Origin of the sequence: Serpens gallinarum (assembly GCF_014836765.1) — a bacterium.
Lineage (GTDB): Bacteria > Pseudomonadota > Gammaproteobacteria > Pseudomonadales > Pseudomonadaceae > Serpens > Serpens gallinarum.
On sequence record NZ_JACSQG010000009.1, the window covers coordinates 93763 to 120304 of the forward strand.

A 26542-nucleotide genomic window follows, 5' to 3' on the forward strand; every position below is an offset into this window, starting at 1 on the left:
GACGCTTGGTCAAATACGGCTCTGTGACCGCTGGGTGGCGTTTGCTTGCAGGAGCACTGGAGGCGCTCCCGCACCGGGGTGTTCTAGGCAATCTCCACGCGTGGAATGCAGGACGGCTGGGCCAGGCCGATTTCTTCATCGCTCAAGTAGCAGCCGGGGTCCTCGCCCCACAGGTTGCCGGCGGCCCAGGCGCGGGTTCGGGTGTTGCCGTTGCAGATCGACAGCCAGCGGCACTGGGCGCAACGGCCTTCGACGGCGCGCGGGTGCTCGCGCAGCTGCACCAGCAGCGGCTCGGGCTGCTCCAGCCAGATCTCGCGGAACGAGGTTCGGCGCACGTTGCCGACGGTGTGCTGCCACCAGTAAGTGTCCGGGTGTACGTCGCCGATGTTGTCGATATTGGCGATGCCGCTGCCAGAGGCATTGCCGCCCCAAGCGCGCAGCATCTGCTCCAGTCGCTCGGCGTGTTGCGGCAGGTTTTCCGTGACCCACTGCAACAGCAGGATGGCGTCGGCATCGTTGTTGCCGCTGACGAAGTCGGTTTCGCGGCCGTTGCACACATCGTCCCAGGCCTGCTCGAACAGCTGGCGCATGGCGTCGCGGGTCATCTGGTGATGGGCATCGGCCTTGCGGCTGCGTTTGCCGCGCCCGCTGTAATTCAAATGCGAGAGATAGAACTTCTGCACGTCGTGCTCGCGCATCAGCTCCAGCAGCGCCGGCAGTTGCGGGTAGTTGTGCTGGGTCAGCGTGGTACGCAGGCCGACACGGATATCATGCTGACGGCACAGGTCGATGGCGTGCATCGAGGCGGCGAAGCTGCCCTTGAGCTGGCGCCAGTCGTCGTGCACCGCTTCCAGGCCGTCGATGCTGATGCCGACATAGTCGTAGCGCGCTGCAACGATGCGCTCGATGTTGTGTGCGTCGATCAGCGTGCCGTTGGTGGACAGGGCGACGAAGAAGCCTTTCTCGCGGGCGTAGTCGGAGAGCAGGAAAATGTCGTCGCGCAGCAGCGGTTCGCCACCGGAGAGAATCAATACCTTGACCCCGGCTGCGTGCAAGTCGTCGATCACCCGCAGCGCCTCGGCGGTGTCCAGCTCATCGCGAAACTCGCTATCGGCCGAGGTGGCGTAGCAGTGCTTGCAGGTCAGGTTGCAACGGCGCAGCAGGTTCCAGATCACCACCGGCGGGCGCCGCCCCGGCGTGCCCCGGGCACTGAGCACGTGCCCGGCACCGGGATGGGCGAGGGCTCGCAGGTAATGGCTGATTCTCAACATGAAGGCGACTCCCACCGCATACTTCTATGGCGGCAGGATTACCGAGGCGCGAATGCCAATCCTTGATCGGAAACAATAAAAGGCTGACTAGCGGTAGGGAATTGGCGCGTAGGGGGGAACGTGCCGATTGATAGTGCCGGCACTTGAGGCGGGCACCGCTACGTCGGTGCGGCGATGCCTGCATGTAGGCGCTGCCTCACATTGAATGTCAGCTCATGCCCTGTGTCGTCTGAGCGCTGAAATTATTCAAGCCCTTTGTTTGAGGCTGCAAACGCAGAAGCCCCAGCGCAATCAGCGTCTGTCCGGTGAAGTAACAGGTGACGATCACCGGAATGGCATAAGGAAACGGCTGCGCAAACTTGTTCACGCCAATCAGCGAATCGGCGATGACGAACAGCATGGCGCCCAGCCAAAGCAGGCCCACTTGCTGCTCGACCCGGCAGGCCATGATTGCCATGACGAATAGGCACAGCAGATAGATCGCCACCGGAGACTGATAGGCCCCGGCCGCCGGCACCAGCCAAAGCGCCAGGACGAGGCAATACAGCGTGACCGGCAACATGCGCCATAGCAGCCAGGGCTTGGCAGACGACAGCCGCGTAAACGCAGCTGCAAAGGCCAGTTGGTTCACCAGAAATGCGAGCAGTGCCTGAATGAACAGTCCGTCCCGCTCCCCATAATCCAGAAAAAAATCCCCCGCTGCCGCCGCCACGAAGCCGATCCCCAGACAGACTCCCGTCGCGCCGGGATAGGCACGCCAGGACAACAGGGCAAACAGCAGCATAGGGATGGGCTTGAGTAGCCAGCTCAGGGGATAGGGCTTGAAGGGCAGCAGGGCGAGGTAGATCAGCCCCATTACAACGGCAACGGCAAAACAGCGGCGCTGGAAGGCGGACATGGGTGGCTCCCGGTTTCGTTCTTGTTGTGTTCTCGAGGCTGTAGCGCGGGGGAGCCCCTGTCAATCAGTCATGTAATTTGTTTATTTTTTGGGATCTATACCTGAATAAAATTCTTAGTGGGCTTGTCAGCTACTCGCTGCAGCGGCGATAGCGATTTCGCTCAGTTGGATAATCCAGTCTGGCCGGCAAAGGCGCCAGCGGTGCCAGCGTGTATCTGATCACCCAGCGCTTCATCAACACCTTCGGCCGTGCCGGCGAAAAGAGCTAGCTGGCCCAGTACGGTTATGACTTCGCCAAGCTCGGGGTGCCGGGACTACCAGAAGGGAAAAATGGGATAACGCGGCCAACCGCGGGCAGACCGAGAGGAACACGACATCTTCGTTAGCTACGTTATGCCGACCGGCGCCTTGAAAGGCGTCGGCGTGCAATGGCGCAACGGCGTGCTGCGCTCCGATGGCGGTACGACCCAGGGTCACAACCGCCTGACTATAGCCTGCCGCTGCTGTAACGCTGGATTCTCACGCCGAGCTTCAGTCTGCTGGGTACGGTGCATACATGGCGTAGGATGGGTTGCACGCTGGGCTACCCATCACTCGCTGGCTTTTCTCCAGCCGCCCTGCACAGAACGCGGTGCAGGGCGGCTGTCAAATCAATTGCCTGGGTGCGGATGGTGTGCAGTGCTACCGGAACCGGGCACCTGCTGCCTTGCCCGCCTGCGCTGCAGCCACACCACCAGGCCAAGCACCATAAGGCCGGGTAGCCACATCCACTCCTTGGTCCAGCGATCGGTTGGTGCCCGGACGATCAGGATTTCCTGATCGAACTCAAGACCGGCTTCAGCGGCCAGGCTGCCAAAGCCGACACTGTCAACCAGTACCTTGCCGTCCTCTTCATACAGCGCCAGGCCGAGCTTCTCGAGCCGCTCCTCACCGCTCGCGCCTTCCGGCACGGGCAACAGCAGTGCAAACTCGCGGGGATCGCCTACCGCATTCTCACCGCGAATACGTAGGCGCAGCTGGCTGTTTGCATCCACGGAGCCCAACGCCTGCGCCAACTCGGACGGCGGTATATCGCGATAGGGATCGTGCACCATGTCCGTCCAATAACCCGGGCGGAACAGCGTAAACGCCACCAGCAGCAGCAGCACGCTTTCATACCAGCGGCTGCGGACCAGAAAAAAGCCCTGGGTACCGGCGGCAAAAATCAGCATCGCGCCGGTGGCCACGATGAAGATCAGCACCCCATGCCAGAAGTCCACATCTATCAGGAGCAAATCGGTGTTGAAAATGAACAGGAACGGCAGTGCCGCCGTCCGCAGGCTGTAATAGAACGCGGTAATGCCCGTCTTGATCGGATCGCCCTTGGACACGGCCGCTGCGGCGAAGGAGGCCAGCCCCACCGGTGGCGTCACGTCAGCCATGATGCCGAAGTAGAAGACGAACAGGTGCACCGCGATCAGCGGCACGATCAAGCCGTTTTGCTGTCCCAAGGCCACTACCACCGGCGCCATCAGGCTCGACACGACAATGTAGTTGGCGGTGGTCGGTAGTCCCATGCCCAAGATCAGGCTGAACACTGCGGTGAACAGCAGCATCAGCAGCAGGTTGCCCATCGACAACACTTCCACTACGTCGGCCAGCACCAGACCAACGCCAGTCTGTGAAACCGCGCCAACGATGATCCCGGCCGCTGCGGTGGCGATGCCAATGCCGATCATGTTGCGCGCTCCGGCGATCAACCCTTCCCGCAAGTCCACTACGCCATCGACGAAGCCGCCATGGGTGGCGCCGTGATCGGCCCGCATCCATGACAGCAGCGGGCGTTGGGTGAGCAGAATGATGACCAGCATCACCGCGCCCCAGAAGGCCGACAGGCCAGGAGACAGGCGTTCGATCATCAGGCACCAGACCAGTACCACCACCGGCAACAGGAAGTGCAGACCGGACAGCAGCACGGCGCGGGTCTGTGGCAGTTCATTCAACGGCTTGTTCGGGTCTTCCTCTGGCAGCGGCGGGTTACTCGCGGCAACTTTGAGCAGTCCCAAGTAGGCGACGGCCAGCAGCACGGCAATGCCCGACAACGCATACTCGCCCAGCGCCGGCTTGAGCCAGCCCAGCCCGTAGTACACGGCCAGCGAAAGGCCGGAAATCAGGGCAGCACCGAACGCGAAACCCGTCAGGCGGCGCAACCAGGGTTTGTGCTGGGGAATCCCGATGGGCTGCATGCCCTGCTTGAGCGCTTCCAGATGCACGATATAGACCAGCGCAATATAGGAAATGGTTGCTGGCAGGAAGGCATGCTTGATGATCTCCACATAGGGAATGCCGACATATTCGACCATCAGGAACGCCGCCGCGCCCATCACGGGAGGCATGATCTGGCCGTTGACTGAGGAAGCCACTTCCACCGCACCGGCCTTCTCCTTGGAGAAGCCGACCTTCTTCATCATCGGGATGGTGAAGGTGCCGGTAGTTACCACGTTTGCGATCGACGAACCGGAGATCATCCCCGTCAGCGCTGAAGACACCACCGCCGCCTTGGCCGGGCCTCCACGCATATGGCCGAGCAGACTGAAGGCCAGCTGGATGAAGTAATGCCCGGCACCGGCGCGCTCGAGAAGCGCACCGAACAGCACGAAGAGAAAGACGAAGCTGGTGGACACCCCCAGAGCGATACCGAACACGCCTTCGGTGGTGATCCACTGGTGATTGGCCAATGCGGTGAAGCTCACCCCGCGATGCGCCAGAAAGCCCGGCATGTAGGGCCCGGCCAGGCTATAGATCAGGAAAGCCAGCGCAATGATCGCCAGAGGCGGACCAAGCGCGCGTCGCGTTGCCTCCAGTAACAGCGGGATGCCAATGCAGGCGGTGACCAGATCCGCGGTGGTCAGGCTACCTGGACGCAGCGCCAACTGCTGATAAAAGATGAATAGATAGGCGGCACTCGCGGCCGCTACCAGGCCCAGGGCGATATCCACCAGTGGCACGCGATTACGCGGCGAGCGCTTGAAGGCGGGATAGGCGAGAAACGCCAGCAACAGAGCAAAGGCCAGGTGAATAGCTCGCGTCTCGGTATCGTTGAGTACGCCAATGCGGAAAATGAACGGCAGCGGCGAGGCAATCCACAGTTGGAACAGCGACCAGAGCAGCGCCAAGCCGGCGATCACGTGGGCCATTAGCCCCTCGGGCAATCGTGCGCCGACGTCTTGGGCGATCAGCTCTTCAGTGGAAAGTGCTTTGTCATGCATGGGGTGAGGCCTGTCGAAGAACGAATACGGCAAAACCCGCGACCGAGCGGCACACGGGTTTTGGGGGGAAATCAGGCCCGGCGGCGAACACCGTCAGGCCCCTGGCCGTTACAGCCAGCCACGTTCTTTGTAGTAACGCTCGGCGCCTTCATGCAGTGGCGCAGTGAGGCCGACCTTGATCATGTCCTCAGGCTTGAGGTCCTTGAACGCAGGGTGCAGACGCTGAAAGCGCTCGATGTTATCGAATACCGACTTGACCATTTGATAGACCACCTCGGCATCGACCTTGGTGGTCGTCGACAGAACGGCCTTGCCGCCGATGGACTGGGTCGCGTTGTCGTTGCCCTTGTACAGCCCGCCGGGAATCTCGGCCTTGGTGTAGTAGGTCTTTTCTTGCAGCAGCTTATCGATCGCCTCACCGGTGATCGGTACCAGCACTGCGTCCACGGTGGTGGTCGCTTCCTGGATCGCGCCGTTCGGATGACCAACGAAGTAGGTCATGGCGTCGATATTGTTGTCGCCCAGTGCGCTGGCCTGCTCGGCGGGCTTGAGCTCCGACGCCAAGGAAAAGACCGACTTGTCCCAACCCTTGATCTGCATGATCTCTTCCAGGGTGTCGCGCTGGCCTGAACCAGGGTTGCCAATGTTGACGCGCTTACCCTTCAGATCGTCCAGGCTCTTGATGTTGGCATCGCGACGGGCGAGTACGGTGAACACCTCACTCTGCAGGGAGAAGACTGCACGCAGATCGCCCATCGCGCCTTCTTTCTCGAAAGGTGTCAGGCCTTTCATCGCTTTGTACTGATGGTCGGACTGCATGATGCCGAAGTTGAATTCACCGCTGCGCAGGCCGTTGACGTTGGCTACACCGCCGCCACTGGCCGGGGCGTTGCACTTGATGTTCTCAGCGTTACGGTTGACGAAGCGACAGATCGACTGGCCAGCCACATAGTAAACCCCGGTTTGGCCGCCGGTACCGATAGTCACGAATTGTTCTTGCGCCTGCGCTGCGCCGCTCATACCGCTACCCGCTAATGCAGCGGAAAAGATCCATGCCAAGGATTTGCCTTTCATGGATGCACTCCTTTAGTTGTTGTTGAATGCCCCGAGAACGTTTCGAGTGCTCTAGGGATTTCTGAGTCTATCAGGCCATTCTCCTGAAAGAGCACCGTTGACGCGTCTAAAGTCGGGGGTGGGCAAGACGGCGTTGTCGTCGTGTGAAGCGGTCTTGCGTATAACCAGCATGATCATCTGGAAAACGGTAGATAACGCCCTCATTCTTGTCGACTATCCTCCTCACGTCCTACGTCTTGCAGCCGTGCAATCAGTGCGCGAACGCTGCCGGGCAGGGCGTCAAGGTCGCGGACCAGTACCCTGCGCTCGCGTACCGCCCAGGTCTCGTCGAGCTCCACGGTAGCCAGACGCATGGTGCGGCTGTGCCGCCGGGCGGCGGATTCGGGGATGATGCCGATGCCGACGCCCGCCTCGATCATCCGGCAGATCGCCTCGAAGCCTGACATCTGAATACGCAGCGACAATTTGCCGCCCAGGCGTTCCACCTGGTCATGCAGGAACGTCAGCAGCGTGCTGCCGGCGTGCAGACCGATGTGCTGGTAAGCGAGGGTTTGCTGCAGGGTAACTTTCTGTTCGCCGGCTAGCGCGTGGCCCACTGGCAGAGCCAGCAGCAGGCGGTCGGTGCTGAAGTGAATGGCCTGCAGGCCGGTGGCCTTCACCGGGCCGGCGATGATGCCCATGTCGGTTGAGCCATCCAGTACGCCGCGCACAATGTCGCGGGTGAGTTTTTCCTGCAGGTCGACGGTGACGCCGGGGCGTTGGGCGAGAAAATCGGCGAGGATTTCCGGCAGGAACTCGGTAACAGCCGTAGTGTTGGCAAAAATACGGATATGCCCGGCGTTATCGGCGCCGTATTCGGTGAACTCGCTTTTCAGGTACTCCACTTGGCGCATCACCAGACGGGCATGCTGCAGCAGTTTCTGGCCTGCCGGGGTCAGCTCCACGCCACGGCTGTCGCGGTACAGCAGGCGGCTGTCGAACTGGCTTTCCAGGGCCTTGATGCGCGCACTGGCAGCGGCCGGGGAGAGGTGCGCGCGCCGGGCGCCCTGGGTCAGGCTGGGGGATTCGGCGATATGGATAAAAAGTCGCAGGTCGGCCAGATCGAAATGCATGTGTTCTCTCAGTAAGCATTGTCGCGTTGGTGGGGTGACTCATTCGCCAGACACGTTATTGCGCGAATGCGCAGCTAACCGGCTGGCGATCAGGTCGGTGTGCGGCGGAGCGAATGCATGACCTGAGGCTTGCAGGCCAAGCCCATGATCCGCTCCCGCAGCGCAATCCGCCTAGGTGTAAGCGTTCAGCATATCCGAACGCCATCCTCTGTAAATAGAGATTCCCGGAACACGACCTTCATAGCATTCTGCAAAAAAACAAACACAAGCGCGGGAACCCAGCGATGACTGACTCTGCTTTTACTGCCTGGATCGGGCGTGGCGAAGAGGCTCACGACCAGTTGAGCCGCAACCTGATCAAGCGTATCGCCGCAACCTTTGGCGAGCCCAATCCGGCGCACGGTTCGCCTCTGCCGCCGCTGTGGCAATGGTGCTTCTTCCAGGAGCCAGTGGCCGAAAGTGGCCTGGGTGCTGACGGTCATCCGGCCCGTGGCGGCTTCCTGCCGCCGGCCGACAACCGCAACCGCATGTGGGCCGGCGGCCGCGTCGAGTTCTTCGAGCCGCTCAAGGTCGGCGGTGAAGCGACCCGTGTGTCCACCATCAAACACATTGAAGAAAAGCACGGCCGTACTGGCGCGCTGCTGTTCGTCACCGTGCAACATGACTACCTGCAGGATGGCGTCCTGGCCATCCGCGAAGAGCAGGACATCGTCTACCGCGAACCCACGCCGCCCAAGCTGACTAGCGGTGAAGCACTGCCGACCGGTGACTGGAGCGAGCCGGTAGAGCCGACCCCGACCCTGCTGTTCCGTTATTCCGCAGTGACCTTCAACGGCCACCGCATCCACTATGACTGGCCATATGTCACCGAAACCGAAGGCTACCCGGGGTTGGTGGTGCACGGTCCGCTGATCGCCACCCTGAACCTGCGCGCCTTCTGCCGCGCCAATCCCGAGGCCCGGGTCAAGCGCTTCGCCTACCGGGGCGTGCGCCCGCTGATCGCGCCGCAGACCTTCGAGACGGGGGGGCGCATCGTCGCGCCCGGCAAGGCCGAGCTGTGGGCCGGCAATGCCGACGGCATCGCCCAGAAGGCCGAAGTGGAATTCGACTGACCCATCACTTTATCTAGGGCGGCGTAGGGTGGATCACGTTTTATCGATCCACCGTGTGGAGTTTCGGTGGATGTAGAAAACGACATCCACCCTACGTCATCCAGCACAACGACAAGAATCGAGGAGCTGTAATGAATCCGAATCTGAACGAAGAGTACAACGCCATCCGTGAAGGCGTGCGCGCCCTCTGCGCCGAGTTCCCTGCCGAATACTGGCGCAAGATCGATGAAGCCAAGGGCTTCCCCGAAGAGTTCGTGGCGGCGTTGACCGAAGCCGGCTGGCTGTCGGCGATGATTCCGGAAGAGTACGGCGGATCGGGCCTGGGCCTGGCCGAAGCCTCGATCATCCTGGAAGAAGTCAACCGTTGCGGCGGCAACTCCGGCACCGTGCACGGCCAGATGTACAACATGTTCACCCTGCTGCGTAACGGCAGCGAGGAACAGAAGAGCTACTACCTGCCCAAGCTGGCCAGCGGCGAGCTGCGCCTGCAGTCCATGGCGGTGACCGAGCCGACCACCGGCACCGACACCACCAAGATCAAGACCACGGCGGTGAAGAAGGGCGACAAGTACATCATCAACGGCCAGAAGGTGTGGATCTCGCGTGTCCAGCACTCCGACCTGATGATCCTGCTGGCCCGCACCACGCCGCTGGCCGAGGTGAAGAAGAAAGTCGACGGCATGTCGATCTTCCTGGTCGATCTGCGCGAAGCCATCGGCAACGGCCTGACCGTGCAGCCGATCGCCAACATGGTCAACCACGAGACCAATGAGCTGTTCTTCGACAACCTGGAAATCCCCGCCAGCAGCCTGATCGGCGAAGAAGGCAAGGGTTTCCGCTACATCCTCGACGGTCTGAACGCCGAGCGCACCCTGATCGCCGCCGAGTGCATCGGTGACGGCCGCTGGTTCATCGAGAAGTCCGCCCAATACGCCCGTGACCGCGAAGTGTTCGGTCGCCCGATCGGCCAGAACCAGGGCGTGCAGTTCCCGATTGCCGAAGCGCACATCGAGATCGAAGCCGCCGACCTGATGCGCTGGCGCGCCTGTGAAGAATACGACGCCGGTCGCAACGCCGGTGCCGCGGCCAACATGGCCAAGTACCTGGCGGCCAAGGCGTCCTGGGAAGCGGCCAACGCCTGCCTGCAGACGCACGGCGGTTTCGGCTTTGCCTGCGAATACGACGTCGAGCGCAAGTTCCGCGAGACCCGTCTGTACCAGGTGGCGCCGATCTCCACCAACCTGATCCTGTCGTATGTGTCGGAGCATTTGCTGGATCTGCCGCGCTCCTTCTAACCACCCAGCGGAGTCGAGGTGGAAGTAGAAAACGACCTCCACCCTACGAAGTGTTTGCGGCACGTGACAACGGTAGAGCTGTAACCCGGACAGTGGATAACGGTGTCGTTATCCACGTTGAATATTCGGAGACAAGCATGCAGATCAGCCATCTCGATCATCTGGTACTCACGGTGCGTGATATCCCCAAGAGCCTCGATTTCTACAGTCGGGTGCTGGGCATGCAACCGGTCGTGTTTGGCCAGGGCCGTAATGCCCTGGCGTTTGGCAACCAGAAAATCAATCTGCATCAACTGGGCGCTGAATTTGAGCCCAAGGCGTCCTTTCCGCTGCCGGGTTCGGCTGACCTGTGTTTTATCGTCAAAGACCGGCTGGAAACAGTTATCGAGCATATTCACGCCCAGGGCGTGAGCATCCTGGAAGGTCCCGTCAAGCGCACCGGCGCCATGGGACCGATCCGCTCAATCTACCTGTTTGACCCAGACCTCAACCTCATCGAACTTTCGAATCCTGTGGAGAACGCTGTATGAGTCAGCACACTCAAGCGCTCACTGAGTTTTTGGCAGGCCTGCGTTACGAGCAGTTGCCCGAAGCCGTTATCAGCCGTACCGAAGATCTGTTTCTCGACTGGCTGGGCTCGGCTCTGGCCAGCCAGGGCGCGCACCCGATCCCGCTGTTCGAGCGCTACGCGGCGATGATGGGGCCTGCCACTGGCCCGGCGCACATCCTGGTCAACGGCCAGTCCAGCTCCGCGTATTTCGCGGCGCTGGTCAACGGCGCCAGTTCGCATCTGGTGGAGCAGGACGACCTGCACAACAGCTCCGTACTGCACCCGGCCACCGTGGTTTTTCCGGCCGTCCTGGCGGCAGCCCAGGATCTGGGCAAATCCGGCCGCGAGTTGATTGTCGCCGCCGTGGCCGGCTATGAAGCCGGCATTCGCATCGGCGAATTCCTCGGTCGTTCGCACTACCGCATCTTCCACACCACCGCCACGGTGGGCACCCTGGCGGCGGCGGTGAGCGTCGGCAAGCTGATGAATTTCAACCAGGAGCAGTTCACCAACCTGCTCGGCAGTGCCGGCACCCAGGCCGCGGGTTTGTGGGAATTCCTGCGCGACGCGGCGGATTCCAAGCAGCTGCACACTGCCAAGGCAGCGGCCGATGGCTTGCTGGCCGCGTACATGACTGCCGAAGGGCTGAGCGGCGCGAAGAACATTCTCGAAGGCGAGCAGGGCATGGCCGCCGGGATGTCCAGCGATGCCAACCCGGCCTGGCTGTCGGATCGCCTGGGCAGCCGCTGGGCGCTGATCGAAACCTCGTTCAAGTTCCACGCCTCGTGCCGCCACACCCATCCGGCCGCCGATGCGCTGCTTGCCTTGATGCAGCGTGAAAACCTCAGCGCTGACGACATCGCCAGTGTCACCACCCGTGTGCACCAGGGCGGCATCGACGTGCTCGGCCGTGTGGTGGTCCCGCAGACCGTGCACCAGGCCAAGTTCTCCATGGGTACCGTGCTCGGGCTGATCGCCGTGTACGGCAAGGCTGGGCTGCCGGAGTTCCACCAGCATTCGCTGACCGACCCGCGTATCGGGGCGTTTCGCGAGAAAGTACGCATGGCGCTCGACGAAGAAGTCGATAGCGCCTACCCGCAACGCTGGCTGGGCCGCGTCAAGGTCACCACGGTGGACGGTCGCACGCTGAGCGGTTCCATCGATGAACCCAAGGGCGATCCGGGCAACACCCTCAGCCGCGCCGAGCTGGAAGACAAATTTCGCCGCCTGCTGGCGTTCTCCGGCGCACGCAGCGATGACGAGGCGGGCGTGCTGATCGACAAGTGCTGGCGCTTGCGCCAGTTGATGGATTTGAGCGAATTGGCCTGAGGCGATAAGCCCGCCAGGGCACAGGACAAATGTGGTAACCGCACATTTGCCCTGCGCCGGTAATCAACAGGAAACGGACATGAACGTACAAAACAACAACATCCGTCCTCTCGACGGCATCACCGTGGTCAGCCTGGAACACGCCATCGCCGCGCCGTTTTGCACCCGGCAACTGGCCGATCTGGGCGCGCGGGTGATCAAGGTCGAGCGTCCCGGTTCCGGCGACTTTGCCCGTGGCTACGACGAGCGTGTCGATGGCCTGGCCTCGCACTTCGTGTGGACCAACCGCTCCAAGGAAAGCCTGACCCTGGACCTCAAGCAGGCCGAAGCGATGGGTGTGCTCGAACAGGTCTTGGCCAAGGCCGATGTGCTGGTGCAGAACCTGGCGCCGGGCGCCGCGGCGCGCATGGGGCTGTCTTTCGAAGCCCTACACGAGCGTTTCCCGCGCTTGATCGTGTGTGACATCTCCGGCTATGGCGAAGGCGGCCCCTATGAGCAAAAGAAAGCCTACGACCTGCTGATCCAGAGTGAGGGCGGTTTCCTCTCGGTCACCGGCGGTCCGGGCGAGGACGAGATGGCTAAGGCTGGTTGCTCGATCGCCGATATCGCGGCGGGCATGTACGCCTACACCGGCGTGCTCTCGGCACTCATGCTGCGTGACAAGACCGGCGAAGGCAGTCGCGTGGACGTGTCGATGCTGGAAAGCCTGGTGGAGTGGATGGGCTACCCGCTGTATTACGCCTACCAGGGCGCCACGCCGCCGCCACGCGCCGGCGCTGCTCACGCCACGATTTACCCGTACGGGCCGTTCCCCACCGGCGACGGCGGCACCGTAATGCTCGGCTTGCAGAACGAGCGCGAGTGGCTGGCCTTCTGTGACAAGGTTCTGCTGCAACCGGAGTTGGCCCGTGACGAGCGTTTCTCGGCCAACTTCAAGCGCTCGGAAAACCGCGCCGAATTGCGCGCCATCATTGTCGAGTCGTTCTCCACACTGAGCGCCGACGAAGTGATTGCCCGCCTGGACGCGGCGCCGATCGCCAACGCCCATGTCAACGACATGGCTGGGGTCTGGGCTCATCCGCAGCTCAAGGCGCGCCAGCGCTGGACGGACGTCGGTAGCCCGAGTGGCATGATTCCGGCGTTGCTGCCGCCGGGCAAGAACACTGCCTTTACGCCGCGCATGGACCCGGTGCCAGCCCTCGGTGAGCACACCGACAGCCTGCTCGCCGAGCTGGGTTACACCGGCACTGATGTCCAGCGTATGCGCGAGCAAGGTGCGGTTTGACTCATTAACATGTCGGGGTGGGCTCCAACCTGCTGCCCCTGTAGCGTGACCGACTATCGGGTGGGCTTAGGCCCACCCCGCGAGTGAAGGGATTTTTCATGAACCCAAGCATTATCCGCTCCGCCCTGTTCGTTCCGGCGACGCGTCCGGAGCGCATTCCCAAGGCTATCGCCACGGGGGCCGACGTGGTGATCGTCGACCTGGAAGATGCAGTGGCCGAGGCGCTCAAGGTCGAGGCTCGTGCCAATCTCGATCAGTTTTTGCGTGACAACCCCACGTCGAAGGTCTTCGTGCGCATCAACGCCGCCGAGCATGCCCAGCATGCCGCGGATCTTGAACTCTGCGAGCTTTACCCGAATGTGATCGGCGTGCTGCTGCCCAAGGTGGAAAGCGCGGCCCAGGTCGCGCGCGCGGTGGGCACCGGCAAACCGGTATGGCCCATCGTCGAAAGTGCGCTGGGCTTGCACCGCCTGGAAAGCATCGCTCAGGTGCCGGGAATCGAGCGTTTGTCATTTGGCGCGCTGGACCTGGGCCTTGACCTGGGGTTGGCCAACGGCTCGGCAGCGGCCGAACGAATGCTCGATCAGGCGCGTTACCAGGTGCTGCTGCACAGCCGTCTGGCCGACTTGGCCGCGCCGCTGGACAGCGTGTTCCCCGACTTCAAGAACCTCGACGGTTTGGCGCAGGCCACGGCCGATGCCCGCGATATGGGTTTTGGCGGGCTGCTGTGCATCCATCCGAGCCAGGTTGCGGTGGTCCATGAAACCCTGATGCCCGGCGCCGACGAACTGGAGTGGGCCGAGCGGGTGATGGCTGGTTTCGCCGAGGGCAACGCGGTGTTTGTGATCGACGGGCAGATGATCGATGCGCCGGTGATTGGCCGGGCGCGGCTTCTGTTGCAACGCGCCGGTCGAGCGTGACATTACGGCATCGGCAGGAACGGCTTCAGGAGTGAAACCGGTGCCCAAGCCGCTGTTTCCCATTCAGTCACAGAGGAGAAGCACGACTATCCAAGGACGGCAATGCTGTTCCCAACGCTTCCACAATCTTTATAAAAATAATGAGGTAGAAAATGTTGAAACTCACTGTTAAGGCCCTGGCCTGCGCTGTTTCCCTGTCCGTCGCCGGCCTGGCCCAGGCTGCCGATCCGATCATCATCAAGTTCGCCCACGTGGTGGCCGACAGCACGCCCAAGGGGCAGGGCGCGCTGCTGTTCAAGCAGCTCGCCGAAGAGCGTCTGCCTGGGCAGGTACGGGTCGAGGTCTATCCGAACTCGTCGCTGTACGGCGACGGCAAGGAAATGGAAGCGCTGTTGCTGGGTGATGTACACATGCTGGCCCCGTCGCTTGCCAAGTTCGAGCCCTACGCCAAGTCGATCCAGATTTTCGACCTGCCGTTCATCTTCGACGACATCGATGCCGTTGACCGCTTCCAGGCCAGCCCGGAAGGTCAGAAGTTACTGCGCAGCATGGAAAGCAAGGGCATCACCGGCCTGGCATACTGGCACAATGGTATGAAGCAGCTGTCGGCCAACAAGCCGATGCACCTGCCCAAGGATGCCCGTGGTCTGAAGTTCCGCGTGCAAGCCTCCAACGTCCTGGACGAGCAGTTCAAGGCGATTCGCGCCAATCCGCGCAAGATGAGCTTCGCCGAGGTTTATCAGGGCCTGCAGACCGGCGTGGTCAACGGTACCGAAAACACCTGGTCGAACTACTACAGCCAGAAGGTCCACGAAGTGCAGCCGTACTTCACGGCTTCTGACCACGGCGCTATCGACTATATGGTGATCACCAATACCAAGTTCTGGAACGGTTTGCCGGAAAACATCCGCACCGAGCTGAGCGACGTCATGGCTGATGTTTCGGTGGAAGTGAACAAGCAAGCCGATGAGCTGAACCGTGCCGCCCGTGCGGACATCATCAAGGCCGGCACGAGCCAGATCATCGAGTTGACCGCTGAGCAGCGCAACGAATGGCGTGAAGCAATGAAGCCGGTGTGGAAGAAGTTCGAAAACGAAATCGGCAAGGACCTGATCGAGGCCGCTGTGGCTTCCAACCAGCCAGAAGCGCCGCTGGCAGCCAACCAGTAAGCACTGAGTCCGTAGGCGAAAAAGCCCGCAGGCATACTGCGGGCTTTTTTTTGCGCGGTGTTGCTGTTCCTGCGTCGTAGGGCCGGTTCAACGGCCAGGCACCCGTGCCTGTGAACGCAGCGATAGCCAGCGAGTGGCTTTGACGCTGATGGGGATTGGCATGTCCACCGGGTGGACTTGAAGCAAGCGCGGACCTCAGCCCATCCTGGGTATCAGCTATGCAACGAGCTCGCCTTATGTCGTATCGCGGTGTCCGGCTTCGCGCTTGAGCAGTTCGCGCTTGCGCTCCACGCCCCAGCGGTAGCCGGAAATATCGCCGTTGCGGCGCACTACGCGGTGGCAGGGGATGGCCACCGCGAGGCGATTGGCACCACAGGCCTGGGCCACGGCCCGTACGGCCCCGGGAGCGCCAATGCGCTCGGCGATTTCCGCATAGCTCACCGTGGTGCCTGGCGGAATCGCGCGTAGGGCCTGCCAGACGCGCTCCTGGAAGGCCGTGCCGCGTACATCCAGTGGCAAGTTCAGACCAAGTGAGGGCGCCTCGATAAAGCCCACCACCTGCGCGACCAGTTGTTCGAACGCTGTATCGGCACCCAATAGCCGGGCTTTCGGAAACTGATCCTGCACCTGGCGCACCAGTACTTCAGGGTCGTCTCCCAACAGAATGGCGCAGATGCCGCGCTGGCTTTGCGCAACCAGAATGGCGCCCAGCGAACACTGACCCACCGCGAAACGGATCGCTGAACCTGCACCGCCGGTCCGGTAATCGCGGGCCTGCATGCCCAGCAGCTGGTCGGATATTTCATAAAAGCGACTGTTGGAACTGAAGCCTGCTCCATAAATTGCGTCTGTCACCGAGGCATTCGGGGCGTGGAGTTCCTCGCGCAGTTTTCGGGCCCGGTAGGCTGAGGCGTAGGCCTTGGGAGTCAGGCCGATTTCCGCCTTGAACAGGCGCTGGAAGTGAAATGGACTCAAACCGATCTGTGCTGCCAATTGGTCGAGATTGGGCGGTGTTTCCGAGGCTTCGATCAGGCGGCAGGCCTGCGCCACCAAGTCGGCGCGACCGGCGGCGGCACTGGTCTGATCGCCTTTGGCGCGGCGGCTGGGGCGATAGCCCGCTGCCTCGGCGGCCTGGGCCGACGCAAAGAACTCGACGTTCTCGCGTTTGGGCCGGCGAGCCGAGGAGCTGGGGCGGCAATACACCCCCGTGGTGCGCACGGCATAGACAAAGTGCCCGTCAGCATTAAGGTCGCGGGCCTGGACGGCTTGCCAGCGCAGGTCGTCGGTGGCGTAGGCCGAGAGAGCGTTGGACGTCATGAGCAGCTCCTGGAAAGACAAATGACAGCCTCAGAATAAGGTCCACCGCAAGCGCAAAAACTCCGGATCTTGCGGTTGAATTTTCGTGGCCGGTGGCAAAAGGCAGTCGAGCGTGGCGATTTTCATGGGTCGGAGCGCCGTTCGGAGCGTGGGTTCACCACGTTTGGCGTTCACCCAAGCCGAACGCTGGCTTTGTTAAATGCAGCTTCTCGGAATACTTTTCTGGGTTGTAAGTTGCTGATGCGTCAGTACAAAAACAATAGCCGCAAGAGGCAACAATCATGTCAAAAGCTCCCGTCTTGCGGGCGACCCTGCTCGCCTTCGCACTGTCCTCCCTCTCCGCTCTGCCGGCGTTTGCCCAGGCAGAAAAACCCACCGAACTGAAAATCGGCATCAGCACCTTCATGTCCGGCTCCGCCTCGGTGTTCGGCATGCCGGCCAAGGCGGCCGCGGAACTCTACATCGAAGAACTCAACGCCAAGGGCGGCCTGCATGGCGTGCCGGTCAAGCCGATCTTCATCGATGAGGGCGTCGGCAGCGACCGTCTGCTTTCCGAGTTCCGCCGTGTGGTACAGGAGCAGGGCGCCGGGTTGATGCTCGCGTCCATCTCCAGCGGCAACTGCAACACCCTTGCGCCAGTGGCCGAAGACCTCAAAGTGGTCAACATCCTCTGGGACTGCGGCACCGAAAGGGCGCTGGATGGCAATTACCAGTACGTGTTCCGTACCCAGGCCAACGCCGTGACCGAGATGGTCGCCAGCGTGCTCTACCTGCTCAAGGTCAACCCGGATTTCAAGACCATCGCGGTGGTCAACCAGGACTATGCCTGGGGGCGTGAATCCTGGGAAATCTTCAGCCACACGCTCAAGGTGTTGAAACCTGATGTGAAGGTGGTTGCCGAGCTGTTCCCGAAATTCGGCGCCCCGGACTTCTCGGCGGAAGTCAGCCGTCTGCAGGTGCTGCGTCCTGACGTCGTACTGTCCACCTCCTGGGGTGGCGACCTGGACACCTTCGTCCGCCAGGCCAGCCAGCGCGGCCTGCTGCGCACCTCTCAGTTCTACCTGGCCCTAGGCGAAACCTCGCTGCAGAGCCTGGGCAACACCCTGCCCGAAGGTGTGCTGATTGGCGCCCGTGGCGACCACTACTTCCTGCACCCGCAGTACGCGCAGGATCCCAAGCACCAGGATTTCGTAAAGAAATTCCACGCGCGCACCGGCAACTACCCGATCTACTCCGTGTACCACATGGTGCAGGCTCTGGAGGGCATGAGCGCCGCCTATGACAAGGCCATCGAGGCCAACGACGGTCAATGGCCGAGCAAGGAGCAATTGGCCGAGGCGTTTCGCGGTTTGGAGTTTCGCGGTCTGACCAGTCCGGTCACCATCCGTCCGGAAGATGGCCAGGGTCTGGAGTCGCAGCTGTTCGGCGTGACCACCTCAAGCCCGGATCACAAGTTCCGCGTGCTCAAGGACATCGTGATTATTCCTGCCGACATGGTCACTACGCCGCCCGGCGAAAAGACCCTGGAGTGGGTGAAGACCCTGACGCCAGCCCTGCTTGATCAGGTGCAATTCGTTGATCAGAAAACCGCAGGACTGCAGTGATGAGCACGGATATTTTCATCCTCGCGCTGCTCGATGGAGTGTCCTATGCCGGGCTGCTCTTTCTGGTGGCGCTGGGGCTGACGTTCATCTTCGGCGTGGTACGCATCCTCAACGTAGCGCACGGCAGTCTGTATGCGTGCGGCGGCTATGCCGCCGCCACGCTCGGGCTCTGGCTGGGCGGAGATTCCGCCCTGTCCTCGCTGGCGGTGTTGATCGGGGGCGCGATTGCCGTCGGCATCGTGCTCGGCACGGTGCTGATGCTGCTGCTGCGGCGGTTCCAGGATCGTGACCCGATCCTGCAACTGCTGGTGACCTTCGGCGCCTTCATGATCTTCGAGGATCTGCAGCGGATGATCTGGGGGACCCAGCCGTACTTCGTGTCGGACGTGGTCAACCAGATGGGCACCTCCGAGCTGCTTGGCGTGGTGTACATGAACTACCAGCTGCTGTTCGTGCCGGGCGCTGCCCTGGGCGTGTACCTGCTGCTGCGTTGGTTCCTCAACCACACGCTGAGCGGTCGGCAGATCATTGCCGTCACCCATGACCGGGAAGTGGCCACCGCGCTGGGCATCAATGCCAAGCGTATTGCCTACCTGACCTTCGTGGTTGGCGCCATGCTCGGTTCGCTGGGCGGCGCGCTCGCCTCGCCGACCACCTCGCTGGTGCCGGGCATCGGTGCGGACATGATCGTGCTGTCCTTTGCCGTCGTTGCCAGTGCGGGTCTGGGGCAGATCTCGGGTGCGCTGATCACCGCGTTGATGATCGGCCTGTCGCGCTCCTTCTGTGTCTACTTGATGCCGGAACTGGAAGTGGTCATGCCGTACGTGATCATGGTCGCGGTGTTGCTGGTGCGCCCGCAGGGGCTGTTCACCGTGGCTCAGGCTAGGAGAATCTGATGCGTTATTCACTCATTGCGGCGGCGATTGCGTCCGTCGTCATCCTGGGGCTGGCGAGTGCCTTCCCCTGGTTGAAAATCCCGCTGATCCTGGGCCTGTGCTACGGCTTGGCAGCGTTGGGAATCGGTGTGCTGCTGCGCGCCGGGCAGATCTCCTTCGGCCATGCCATGTATGCGTGCATCTCCGGTTACACGGTGGCCTTCCTCGGCCAGCGGTATCCGGGGCTCGACGGCATGCTGCTGATCGTGCTCGGCACGCTGGTCAGCGTGGTCGCCGGCATGTTGATCGGCGCTTTCGTGGTGCGTTACCGGGAAATCTTCTTCGGCATGCTCAACCTGGCGATCTCCATGGTGCTGTTCACCGTGCTCGGCAAGTTCTACAGCTTGACCGGTGGTACCGATGGCATGCGTGTGGAGCGGCCCAGCCTGATGGGCTTCGACCTGGGGCGCAGTGCGTTCGAAACCAGCTTGCTGGTGTTTGTGGTCATCGCGGCACTGCTGGTGATCTGGGGTGTTCAGCGCTACTTCCGCTCCAGTGCCGGCGAGGCCCTGGCGGCGATCAAGAGCAACGAGACGCGCCTGGAATACCTCGGTGTTTCGGCCAAGAAAATCCTCTGGCAGGGCTATGTGCTGTCGGCCGCACTGTGCGGGCTGTCCGGTGCACTGTTCGGCTTGTCGCAGGGCCTGGTCACGCCGGAAATGGGTTACTGGCTGCGCTCGGGCGAGTTCGTGTTCATCGCCATTCTTGGCGGCTCCGGGCATGCGGTCGGGGCGTTCGTCGGCGCGCTGCTGTATGAATTCCTCAAGCTGTACGCCGCGGCTCTGGTCAGCGGTGCCTGGCAACTGGTGCTGGGGGCCACGCTGATCGTGATCATCTACTTCCTGCCCGATGGCTTGATCGGCCTGCTCAAGAAGCGTCGTCCCGCGCTGGGAGGTGAAGCATGAGTGCGCTCCTTGAAACCCAAGGGCTGACCCTGGCCTTCGGTGGACTGGTGGTGGCCGACAAGATCGACTTCCGCCTGGATGAAGGCGAACGTCTGGCGGTAATCGGCCAGAACGGCGCCGGCAAGACCACCTTTATCAACATCTGCACCGGGCTGCTGAAACCCAATGCCGGCACGGTGAAGTTCGACGGCCAGGACATCACCGGCCAGCCGCCGCGACATATCGTCCGGCGGGGCATGGCGCGCTCGTTCCAGTTGCCGCAGTTGTTTCTCGACCACAGTGTGCGTCAGTCGCTGGAACTGGCCGGCATGGCCCGCGAGACGCGTCTGCCGCTGCTGCAGGCGCTGAGCGGCAGTGCCAACCGGCGCGAGGTGGACCGCGTGTTGGAGTTGGTCAGCCTGACCGAGCGTCAGCACGAGCCTGCCTCGAACCTGCCGGAAGGGCAGCGCAAGCTGCTCGACGTGGCGATGTCGCTGATGCTGCAACCGCGTCTGCTGATCATGGACGAGCCCACCAGTGGCGTGTCCACCGAAGAAAAGCACGACGTGATGGCGATCCTCATGCGCGCCCTGGACGAGCAGAAGGTCACCGCCATCTTCGTCGAACACGACGTGGACATCGTGCGGCGTTACGCCACCCGCGTGGCCGCCTGGATTTCCGGTGCCATCGCGGCCGACGGCGACCCCGAGACGGTGCTTGCCGACCCCACCGTGCAGCGCGAAGTGCTGGGTATCTGAACGAGGAGGCGAACATGCTGCAATTCGAAAATCTCAGCGCCGACATCGTGCGTGCCCCGGTCCTGCGCAACATCTGCGCCGACTTGCCGCAAGGTTCGATCAACGCGGTGGTGGGGCGCAACGGCGCAGGCAAGACCACCTTGCTGCGCGCCATCATGGGCCTGATCAAGCTGCGCGAAGGCCGCATTCTATTCGACGGTTGTGACTTGGCCGGGGTGCCCGACTACGGCCGGGCCAAGTTGGGAATTGGTTATGCGCCCCAGGAGCGGGTGATGTTCCCGACGCTGAGCGTCGAGGAAAACCTGCGCCTGCCCTGTCAGGTGGCAGGCTTCAGCAAGGCACAGGTGGATGAGCGTCTGGCGCTGACCCTTGACGTGGTGCCGCAGTTGCGCGACATGCTTCCGCGCTCCGGCGCGGCGCTCTCCGGTGGGCAGGGCAAGATGGCGGCCCTGGGCCGAGCCTTGATGATCGGCTCGCGACTGGTGCTGCTCGACGAGCCATTCCAGGGGTTGGCGCCTGCCTTGGCCACGCAATACAGCGAGGCGCTCAAGCGCTTGCAGAGCAGGGTGCCCGAGCTGTGCATTGTGATCACCGAGTCAAACGGCAGCCTGCTCAAGGATGTTCAAGACCGCACCCTGCATATCGAGCGTGGGGCGTTGTTGCCCGACGCGGCGCCCATCAGCACATCTTCTTCTCCCTTTATAGAGGCTTACCCATGAGCAAGCTGTTTATTGGTGGTGGCTGGCAGTCGGCTTCCAACCCCGAATCGATTCCGGTCTATGCGCCCGCTACCGGCGAGGCCTACGCGGAAATTGCCCGTGGTCAGGCGGCAGATATCGACCTGGCAGTGCGTGCCGCGCGTGCTGCGGTGCAGGGTGAATGGGGCGCACTGAGCGCCACGGAGCGAGGGCGCATTCTGGTGCGCATCGGCTTGAGCGTGCTGGACAACATTGACGAGCTGGCCGCCATCGAGGCGAAGGACACCGGCAAGCCGCTGGCCCTGGCGCGCAAGGACATGGAGGCGCTGGCGCGCTACTTCGAGTTTTATGGCGGCGCGGCAGATAAGCTGCACGGCCAGGTGATTCCCTACCTGTCCGGCTATAGCGTGAACGTGGTCCGCGAGGCCTACGGCGTGGTCGGCCACATCATTCCCTGGAACTACCCAGCGCAGATGCTCGGGCGCACCATCGCGCCGGCCCTGGCCATGGGCAACGCCTCGGTGGTCAAGCCGGCCGAAGATGCCTGCATGACCTCGCTGCGTTTTGCCGAACTGGCCAGCGCCGCCGGACTGCCGGCCGGGGCGTTGAATATCGTCACCGGCTACGGCCGCGAAGCGGGCGCTGCGCTGGCGGCGCATCCCGATATCAACCTGATTACCTTCACCGGTTCGCCGCAAGTCGGCGTGGAAATCCAGACGGCAGCGGCGCGCAACCACGTCAAATGTGTGCTGGAACTGGGCGGCAAGTCGCCGCAGATCGTCTTTGCCGATGCCGATCTGGACAAGGCGGTGCCGATCATTGTCGGCGCCATCATCCAGAACGCTGGGCAGACCTGCTCGGCCGGCAGCCGCCTGCTGGTGCAGCGCGAGATTTATGACCAGGTGATTGAGCGGGTGGCCGCACGCTTTCGCGAGATTCGCGTCGGCGCCCCGGAAACCTCGCCGGACTGCGGGCCGATCATTACCCGTGCGCAGTTCGAGCGGGTGCAACGCTTCATTGCCGAGGTCAAGGAGTCCGGCCTGCCGGTGCTGGCCGAAGGCGTGCTGGATGCCAACCTGCCTGCCGAGGGCTATTACGTGGCGCCGACGCTGTTCGGCCCGGTGCCGCGCGATCACAAACTGGCGCTGGAAGAAGTGTTTGGTCCTGTGCTGGCCGCCATGCCGTTTGATGACGAAGACGATGCCGTCGCCCTGGCCAATGGCACCGAGTACGGCCTGGTGGCGGCGATCTGGAGCGAGAACGGCGCCCGTCAACAGCGCCTGGCCAAGCGTTTGGAAGCCGGCCAAGTGTTCATCAACTGTTATGGCGCGGGTGGCGGTGTCGAGTTGCCGTTCGGCGGTGTACGCAAGAGTGGCCATGGCCGCGAGAAGGGCTTTCTGGCGTTGGAAGAGTTCAGCGTCACCAAGACCGTAGTCAGCCACCACGGCTAATGTCTGTTAGCGAGTGCGCACCGGCTTCTGGCAACTCAGGCCGGTGCGCAAGAAGAACCCAGGGCTAACCCGCAGAGAATTCCAAGAATGAAAATCCGTGCTGCAGTATTGCGAGAGTCAGGGCTGACGGCGCCCTATGCCGAAAGCCGCCCGCTTCAGATTGAAGAACTGGATCTGGCACCGCCCGGACCGGGCGAAGTGCTGGTGAAAATGATCGCCGCCGGCCTGTGTCATTCCGACCTGTCAGTCATTACCGGCGTGCGTCCGCGCCCGGTGCCGATGGCGCTGGGTCACGAGGCCAGTGCCCAGGTGCTGGAAGTGGGCCCAGGGGTAAAAAACGTACGCCCCGGGCAGAACGTGGTGCTGGTGTTCGTGCCCAGTTGCGGGCATTGCGTGCCGTGCATGGAAGGCCGTCCGGCCTTGTGCGAGCCGGGCGCGGAAGCCAATGGCAAGGGCGAGATGCTTGAAGGCGGCCGCCGCCTGAGCCAGGGCTCGGTGGCCGTGAACCACCATTGCGGCGTGTCGGCGTTTGCTGACCATGCGGTGGTGTCGGCGCGCTCCTGTGTGCCGATCAGTGACGATATCGATCCGGTGGAAGCCGCCGTGTTTGGCTGCGCCGTGCTCACCGGCATGGGCGCGGTGGTCAACACCGGCAAGGTCTCGCCCGGCGCTTCGGCGTTGGTGGTCGGCCTGGGCGGCGTGGGCCTGAGCGCACTGCTCGGTGCTCGGGCTTCGGGTGCCAACCCCTTGATCGCGGTGGATGTCCACCAGAGCAAGCTGGACCTGGCGCTGTCGTTGGGAGCGACCCATGCAGTCAATGCGCGTGATCCCGACGCCGTGGCAAAAATTCGCGAGCTGACCCAGGGCGGGGTGGATTTCGCCTTCGAGTTTGCCGGCTCGGTGCCGGCCATGGAGCTGGCCTATGGGGCGACCCGCCGGGGCGGCACCACCATCACCGCCGGTTTGCCGCATCCCCAGGACCGCTGGCCCTTGCAGCAGGTCAGCCTGACCACCGAAGAACGCACGGTGAAGGGCAGCTACATCGGCTCGTGCATTCCGGCCCGCGACGTACCGCGTTACCTCGGCCTGTATGCCAGCGGCCGCCTGCCGGTGAACCGGCTGATTGGCCGGCGCCTGGCGCTGGAAGACATCAACAGCGGCTTCGACAGCCTGGCCACGGGCAGCAGCTTGCGTGATCTGATCGTGTTCTAACCAAATTCACAGCAGATTTTTTTCACCCATATAAAAAGAGAAAACCCATGGCACAGCTCAAGAATAAAATTGCCATCGTCACCGGCGCCGCCAGCGGTTTCGGTGCCTGCATCGCCCGTCGCTACATCGAGGAGGGCGCCAAGGTGGTGCTCGCCGACATCAACTACGAAGGCGCCGCGCGCCTGGCCGACGAACTGGGCGACAACGCCCTCGCCGTGGCCTGCAACGTGACCTCCGGCGAGCAGGTGCAGGCCGCCGTGCAAGCCTGCGTGGACGCCTTCGGTGTGCCCGACATCGTGGTCAACAATGCCGGCACCACGCACCGTAACCAGCCGCTGATGAACGTCGACGAAGCCACCTTCGATCGCGTGTATGCCGTCAACGTGAAATCCATCTTCCACATGGTCAAGGCCGTGGTGCCGCTGATGCGCGAACGGGGCACCGGCTCGATCATCAACGTCGGCTCGGTGGCCGGCATTCGCCCGCGCCCAGGACTGACCTGGTACAACGGCTCCAAGGGCGCGGTGAACCTATTGTCCAAGTCCCTGGCGGTCGAGCTAGGCCCGGACGGCATCCGCGTCAACAACATCTGCCCGGTGATGGGTGAAACCGCGCTGCTGGAAGACTTCATGGGCATGCCCGATACGCCGGAAAACCGCGCCAAGTTCGTTTCCACCATTCCGCTGGGTCGCATGGCCAAACCCAGCGATATCGCCGCCGTGGCGGTGTTCCTGGCCACCGACGATGCTGCCTTCCTGAATGGCGTGGAATTGCCGGTAGACGGCGGTCGCGTGGTGTAACCCGCCCGCGGCTGTTGTCGCCCACCAAAAAGCCCGACCTGCATTCTCCAGGCCGGGCTTTTTTGTGGGTGGACAGCCACGGGGGATAAATAGTAGCGTCCTGCCATCGCAGGGTTTGGCCCTACAGGAATTAGATGGCGTTCGGTCTAACCCGCAGCAAGGTTCGTAAGTCGTTGATTTTTAACAGATCGGAGTAGGGCTGTGACGAATAATTTTCGTAGTTATGCAGACCTCGGTCTAATTCCATTACAGAAGACCTCCATCTAATCACTGTTATGTTTCATCGGGGAAGCATCGTGAGTTCACTTGAGGAAGTTTGGGAGTACCGAGAGGAGACACTTTATCCTCGCCTGTTCGGAGCTCAGCGCCGAGGGATCTTTCCTCTGAACTTCGAGCTGTTCAATAATATCTTCGACCAGCGCGACGTCGATCCACGTTGGCTCCATCTTGGGGTTTTTGAGTTCGCTCCAACGCCCGAGCGAAACTCTTGGCTCTACGTGTCTTCTGGCGGCTCAACACCTTGGGAATCTGAGCCAAATGAATATGAGCCAGCCTCGTATTCGTGGCTTGGCGTCGAGCTTGTAATCGAGTCGCCTGAACAAAGCGATTGGCCTATCCGAGTATTACAGCGCCTTTTGGTTTATCACGTCCTGGCTTGTCATGGCCGGTTCGGAGAGTTCTCTGGGCTTGATTATGGTCACCGTGTCCCGACCGGAGGGCCAATCGACGGAACCGAAGAGTCGAGCCTCCGTTTCTTGGCCATCGCCAAACCAACGCACTACGCCTCGTGGGCACAACTCGCCTCCGGAAAGTTTGACTTTTTGCACGCTGTGGGAATAACGGAGGGAGAGCGAGACTACGCCAAAGCCACTAGCACGGTAACTCTTATCGCTGCGCTGGAGGCGCACGGTGCCTATCCCATTACCCAACCTAGGCGAGCGCAGATTCAGCTATGAAACATAACCACTCATTCCACCGGACCTGCGCGGCAAGCCGCACAGTCCGGTGAATTCAAACGTTATAAGTTAGAGGTTTTGCATTTGAGTAAGAATTACGTAGAAATTGAGCCGGGTGTAGGAGCAGGTCCAGTAAAAATCGGAATGCATCGAGATTCTATTCAAGAGGCTTACAGATACGTTTACTCGAGCTTCTTTAAAACTGATCAGTCCAAGTTTCGCTCAGATCATTGTGGGCTGGCTGGTTTCATTGCGCACTACGATTCCGAAGGAATTACTAAACACATCGAGATCTTCAATGGCGAGAATCAGCAAATTGAATATGAAATCTATGGTGTCCAAGCAAAGCTGTTAACAGTCCGAAAATTAAGTGAGATTTTAGAATTCAAAAATATTCGTTTCGAGATTAGCGTATACGGCGTAGAGGCGCGAAGCATAGGGCTTTCTACTTTCAATCACGACCTCCAATCCAAAGATGATATTATTGAAAGTTTCGGAATATACAGTCCACTGCGGGATTTATAACAATACGCTTAAGACGGTCGCTGCGCTCCTTGGGACCGGCTAACACCGGCCCCTTAGCTAATCGTTGAGGCTGTAGAAAAACCTGCTGCCAGCCTCTGCACCGACTGATACGCTCGCACCCATTCAAATCGCAGGGAGG

At 61.7% G+C, this 26542-nt stretch carries 23 protein-coding genes; 17 read left to right on the forward strand and 6 right to left on the reverse strand.

Annotated features, from left to right (window positions below; genetic code table 11):
- Positions 1-83 precede the first annotated feature (83 nt).
- The 5 genes from nirJ to H9642_RS15040 form a co-directional block, all read right to left on the reverse strand.
- Positions 84-1271 (reverse strand): heme d1 biosynthesis radical SAM protein NirJ, encoded by a 1188-nt coding sequence (gene nirJ, locus H9642_RS15020; RefSeq protein WP_251837272.1) that lies wholly within the window; start codon positions 1269-1271, stop codon positions 84-86.
- A 208-nt stretch (positions 1272-1479) separates the two neighbouring features.
- On the reverse strand, positions 1480-2169 hold the full coding sequence (locus H9642_RS15025) for a lysoplasmalogenase (protein ID WP_251837273.1): 690 nt from the start codon (positions 2167-2169) through the stop codon (positions 1480-1482).
- 650 nt (positions 2170-2819) lie between these two features.
- The gene (locus H9642_RS15030) at positions 2820-5417 is read right to left on the reverse strand and encodes a TRAP transporter permease (RefSeq protein WP_251837274.1); all 2598 of its coding nucleotides are present in this window, start codon (positions 5415-5417) and stop codon (positions 2820-2822) included.
- A gap of 108 nt (positions 5418-5525) precedes the next feature.
- Positions 5526-6491 (reverse strand): TAXI family TRAP transporter solute-binding subunit, encoded by a 966-nt coding sequence (locus H9642_RS15035; RefSeq protein ID WP_251837275.1) that lies wholly within the window; start codon positions 6489-6491, stop codon positions 5526-5528.
- Positions 6492-6691: 200 nt separating this feature from the next.
- Positions 6692-7603, reverse strand: coding sequence for a LysR family transcriptional regulator (locus H9642_RS15040; RefSeq protein ID WP_251837276.1), 912 nt, complete (start codon positions 7601-7603; stop codon positions 6692-6694).
- Positions 7604-7887: 284 nt separating this feature from the next.
- On the opposite strand from H9642_RS15040, the gene H9642_RS15045 reads away from it, so the two are divergent.
- The 7 genes from H9642_RS15045 to H9642_RS15075 all read left to right on the forward strand — a co-directional run bounded on the left by H9642_RS15045 (position 7888) and on the right by H9642_RS15075 (position 15263).
- Positions 7888-8715: an HTD2 family dehydratase gene (locus H9642_RS15045; protein ID WP_251837277.1), complete on the forward strand. Its 828-nt coding sequence runs from the start codon at positions 7888-7890 to the stop codon at positions 8713-8715.
- Positions 8716-8846: 131 nt separating this feature from the next.
- Positions 8847-10010 carry an acyl-CoA dehydrogenase family protein gene (locus H9642_RS15050; protein ID WP_251837278.1) on the forward strand — a complete coding sequence of 388 codons (1164 nt, stop codon included), beginning with the start codon at positions 8847-8849 and terminating at the stop codon, positions 10008-10010.
- Between the two features lie 137 nt (positions 10011-10147).
- Positions 10148-10540, forward strand: a complete 393-nt coding sequence (locus tag H9642_RS15055; RefSeq protein ID WP_251837279.1) for a VOC family protein — start codon at positions 10148-10150, stop codon at positions 10538-10540.
- Positions 10537-11889, forward strand: coding sequence for an MmgE/PrpD family protein (locus tag H9642_RS15060; protein WP_251837280.1), 1353 nt, complete (start codon positions 10537-10539; stop codon positions 11887-11889). The genes H9642_RS15055 and H9642_RS15060 overlap by 4 nt, the downstream gene beginning before the upstream one ends.
- Before the next feature lie 79 nt (positions 11890-11968).
- Complete coding sequence (locus H9642_RS15065) at positions 11969-13174, forward strand: CaiB/BaiF CoA transferase family protein (RefSeq protein ID WP_251837281.1); 1206 nt, start codon at positions 11969-11971, stop codon at positions 13172-13174.
- Positions 13175-13272: 98 nt separating this feature from the next.
- Positions 13273-14094: an HpcH/HpaI aldolase/citrate lyase family protein gene (locus H9642_RS15070; RefSeq protein ID WP_251837282.1), complete on the forward strand. Its 822-nt coding sequence runs from the start codon at positions 13273-13275 to the stop codon at positions 14092-14094.
- A 152-nt stretch (positions 14095-14246) separates the two neighbouring features.
- Positions 14247-15263 carry a TRAP transporter substrate-binding protein gene (locus H9642_RS15075; protein ID WP_251837283.1) on the forward strand — a complete coding sequence of 339 codons (1017 nt, stop codon included), beginning with the start codon at positions 14247-14249 and terminating at the stop codon, positions 15261-15263.
- 234 nt (positions 15264-15497) lie between these two features.
- On the opposite strand, the gene ada is transcribed toward H9642_RS15075, so the two are convergent.
- Positions 15498-16580: a bifunctional DNA-binding transcriptional regulator/O6-methylguanine-DNA methyltransferase Ada gene (gene ada, locus H9642_RS15080; protein ID WP_251837284.1), complete on the reverse strand. Its 1083-nt coding sequence runs from the start codon at positions 16578-16580 to the stop codon at positions 15498-15500.
- 281 nt (positions 16581-16861) lie between these two features.
- On the opposite strand from ada, the gene H9642_RS15085 reads away from it, so the two are divergent.
- From H9642_RS15085 to H9642_RS15130, 10 genes are all read left to right on the forward strand, one after another.
- On the forward strand, positions 16862-18184 hold the full coding sequence (locus H9642_RS15085; RefSeq protein ID WP_251837285.1) for an ABC transporter substrate-binding protein: 1323 nt from the start codon (positions 16862-16864) through the stop codon (positions 18182-18184).
- Entirely contained in the window at positions 18184-19080 is an 897-nt protein-coding gene (locus H9642_RS15090; RefSeq protein WP_251837286.1) for a branched-chain amino acid ABC transporter permease, read from the forward strand. Before H9642_RS15085 ends, H9642_RS15090 begins: the two co-directional genes overlap by 1 nt.
- Complete coding sequence (locus H9642_RS15095; protein WP_251837287.1) at positions 19080-20024, forward strand: branched-chain amino acid ABC transporter permease; 945 nt, start codon at positions 19080-19082, stop codon at positions 20022-20024. Before H9642_RS15090 ends, H9642_RS15095 begins: the two co-directional genes overlap by 1 nt.
- On the forward strand, positions 20021-20761 hold the full coding sequence (locus H9642_RS15100) for an ABC transporter ATP-binding protein (protein WP_251837288.1): 741 nt from the start codon (positions 20021-20023) through the stop codon (positions 20759-20761). Before H9642_RS15095 ends, H9642_RS15100 begins: the two co-directional genes overlap by 4 nt.
- 14 nt (positions 20762-20775) lie before the next feature.
- Positions 20776-21480: an ABC transporter ATP-binding protein gene (locus H9642_RS15105; protein WP_251837289.1), complete on the forward strand. Its 705-nt coding sequence runs from the start codon at positions 20776-20778 to the stop codon at positions 21478-21480.
- Entirely contained in the window at positions 21477-22910 is a 1434-nt protein-coding gene (locus H9642_RS15110) for an aldehyde dehydrogenase family protein (RefSeq protein WP_251837290.1), read from the forward strand. Before H9642_RS15105 ends, H9642_RS15110 begins: the two co-directional genes overlap by 4 nt.
- 87 nt (positions 22911-22997) lie before the next feature.
- On the forward strand, positions 22998-24122 hold the full coding sequence (locus H9642_RS15115) for a zinc-dependent alcohol dehydrogenase family protein (protein WP_251837291.1): 1125 nt from the start codon (positions 22998-23000) through the stop codon (positions 24120-24122).
- 47 nt (positions 24123-24169) lie between these two features.
- Entirely contained in the window at positions 24170-24922 is a 753-nt protein-coding gene (locus H9642_RS15120; protein WP_251837292.1) for an SDR family oxidoreductase, read from the forward strand.
- Positions 24923-25218: 296 nt separating this feature from the next.
- Positions 25219-25878 (forward strand): suppressor of fused domain protein, encoded by a 660-nt coding sequence (locus H9642_RS15125; RefSeq protein WP_251837293.1) that lies wholly within the window; start codon positions 25219-25221, stop codon positions 25876-25878.
- A gap of 84 nt (positions 25879-25962) precedes the next feature.
- Positions 25963-26403 carry a hypothetical protein gene (locus H9642_RS15130; protein ID WP_251837294.1) on the forward strand — a complete coding sequence of 147 codons (441 nt, stop codon included), beginning with the start codon at positions 25963-25965 and terminating at the stop codon, positions 26401-26403.
- Positions 26404-26542 lie beyond the last annotated feature (139 nt).